Here is a 1853-nt window from a genome sequence, read left to right as displayed (position 1 = left end):
GGCGTCGGGCGCGGGCTGGTCGAGCTGGGCCTGGAGATCCGAGAGGACGTCGCCGGCCTTCTCCAGCACGGTCGACTCCGAGGTGCTCTCGCGAAACGCGTCGATCTTTTGCGACAGGGTGTAGCGATAGCTCGGCAGCTCGGCTGCGAGATTGGTCGCCTCGCGCGAGATGAGCCAGCCAAGCCCGGCGATGATGCCGAAGGCCATCACCACAACGATGGCGACGGCGAGCACGCGCGGCACCTTGATGCGGCGGAGCAGGAGAAGGGGCGGGGTCAGCACGAAGCTGAGCAGGATGGCGATGGCGAGCGGCAGCAGCACTTCGCGGCCGAAGTAGAGCGCACCGATGACGATCGTGGCGATCAGCAGACCTTGCAAGATCCCCGCGCGGCTATCGACGGTCGTGGGGAGCAGGGGCGATATCGAACGGGGCGGCATGACGGTCTCCGGCTGGACGGTCCCGCACGCCAAGTCGGCCAGCCGGCGCTTGGCTCTGGAGCTTCGCTCCAGGGAGCGACAGTAAGGCCGAATAAACCAAGAAACCGTTGAGAAGCCCATACGGTTCCAAATTAGCGCCGCGCCTCAGGCCGTTAGGAGAAGCCCATGGGGCTTGGGTGAACTCCCCGGCGGCCGAGACGTTGTCCCTAACCCGTCAACGAACACGGAGAGAAACCATGCAGAAGACTTTGTTGCTTAGTACCGCATTGGCGGCAGGCTTGATGCTCGCAAGTTCATTACAGCCCGCCGAGGCCGCGCCTCTCGCACCGCCGCTGGTTCCTGGCGCGACGCATGGCGCGCTCGTGCAGGATGCGGCCTGGAGCTGCGGCCCGCGCCGTTGCGTCTGGGTTCCCGGCTTCCGCGGTGTCGTGCCCGACTACGCGCTGGGCTGGGGCGCCCCGAGATATCCCAACTGCTACTGGAAGCGCGGCATTCTCGGCAATTGGAAGCAGAAGTGCGACTAGGGAGGGAGCCCTCCTCCCGTCCAAGGAGAAGCCAGCGGGTTCAACGCAGCCCGCTGGCTTTTTTTATTCTGAAGAGCGCTAGCCGTCCTCGTCGCCGCGCACCATCGGCTTGAACACGAGGCCCGTCTCGAGCGTATCGGCGTTGCAGAGAAATTGGAACGCGGTCTTCCGCCTGCGATCGAACACGTCCATGTACTCGGCGAAACCCCAAACCAGAATCGTGGCATCGCCGCTCATGACGCGGTCGGCGAGACTCGACGTGGAATCGCACTGCACGATACTGGCGGCCGTCGCGTCCCGCCCGAGCCGGGGCCGCGCCGCATCCAGCGACGAACGCTCGGGGAGCGGCATCACCGGCAGCATGTCCTCGTCGGACACGTCGCGAATGCCGACTTGCGCCGCGCTCTTGATCTTGAAAGCGGGCGTCTGGCCGGTATTGCGCAATGTGATCTTCACCTTGACCACGCCTTCGGACTCCGGCGTCTCGATGAACTCGAGCTTGTCCACGTCCACATAGGCGCGCACCTCTTCTTCGCTGGTCGTGTCGCTCCTCGCGGAGACGGGCGCGTCACCACGCGCCGCCCGGCGTGCCGCCAGCGCCGCCATGATGAGCGGCACGAACATCAAGAGCAAAAGCAGGGTCGCGAGCGCGCCGATCAGCATCAGCAAGCGGGATAGTCCGAGAGTGCGCTCCGACGCCGCGGCCGTCGTCTCGGCGGCCTCCGCCGTGCGCCATTGCTGGCAGAGATCGGCTTGGTAAGGATGCTGGTAGTTCTCGCACGGCTTCGAGATATCCCACGGGGCCGGCGCAGTCTGTTCCTCGGTGGCCGGCGCTTCGGCGGCCGGCGCTCGGCTTCGGGTTCGTCGTGGGCGGCTCCTCGCTCGGCTCGG

General features: G+C 65.9%; 3 protein-coding genes. 1 reads left to right on the top strand and 2 read right to left on the bottom strand.

Features of this window, described 5'->3' with window-relative positions:
• A partial coding sequence (locus AUC71_RS11830) for an AI-2E family transporter (protein ID WP_158007820.1) occupies nucleotides 1-438 on the bottom strand: 438 nt, incomplete at its 3' end.
• Nucleotides 439-674: 236 nt separating this feature from the next.
• On the opposite strand from AUC71_RS11830, the gene AUC71_RS11825 reads away from it, so the two are divergent.
• On the top strand, nucleotides 675-962 hold the full coding sequence (locus tag AUC71_RS11825) for a hypothetical protein (protein WP_141701646.1): 288 nt from the start codon (nucleotides 675-677) through the stop codon (nucleotides 960-962).
• A 78-nt stretch (nucleotides 963-1040) separates the two neighbouring features.
• On the opposite strand, the gene AUC71_RS19615 is transcribed toward AUC71_RS11825, so the two are convergent.
• The coding region (locus AUC71_RS19615; RefSeq protein WP_158007819.1) for a hypothetical protein at nucleotides 1041-1853 on the bottom strand (813 nt) is incomplete at its 5' end.

It is taken from the genome of Methyloceanibacter marginalis (assembly GCF_001723295.1).
Lineage (GTDB): Bacteria > Pseudomonadota > Alphaproteobacteria > Rhizobiales > Methyloligellaceae > Methyloceanibacter > Methyloceanibacter marginalis.
Note: the sequence above shows the minus strand (reverse complement) of the source record. Positions and strands in the feature narration are given on the sequence as shown.

Excerpts from the sequence above, each read along its gene's own strand:
- AUC71_RS11825 (WP_141701646.1), top strand. The coding sequence starts at position 675 with ATGCAGAAGACTTTGTTGCTTAGTACCGCATTGGCGGCAGGCTTGATG.